Origin of the sequence: Pseudomonas sp. 10S5 (assembly GCF_035019745.1) — a bacterium.
GTDB lineage: Bacteria > Pseudomonadota > Gammaproteobacteria > Pseudomonadales > Pseudomonadaceae > Aquipseudomonas.
Map to the genome: position 1 here is coordinate 1 of NZ_JASJVL010000065.1, position 245 is coordinate 245.

Annotated in this window: 1 protein-coding gene; it reads right to left on the reverse strand. The window is 54.7% G+C overall.

The features are described from left to right. Positions 1-245 (reverse strand): contractile injection system protein, VgrG/Pvc8 family (locus tag QN378_RS23405; protein WP_323567506.1); only part of this gene is annotated, 245 nt, incomplete at both ends.

A 245-nucleotide genomic window follows, 5' to 3' on the forward strand; every position in this document is an offset into this window, starting at 1 on the left:
AGCGCCACCTTTGCTTTATGGGGAAACATCCCTTCGTCATCGGCGAAAATCAACCGATGGCCGTCAGCCGAATGCTCGAAACGATAGAACCAGCCGTCTTCTTCGCACAGTCGATTCACGAAGTGCAGGTCACTTTCGTCGTACTGAACGCAGTATTCGCGCAGCGTAGCGCGGCTCACGTCACCGTGGAACTGCACATCCAGGCCGCTAAACAGGCCGTGTTCCTTGAGCACTTCAAGGATGAT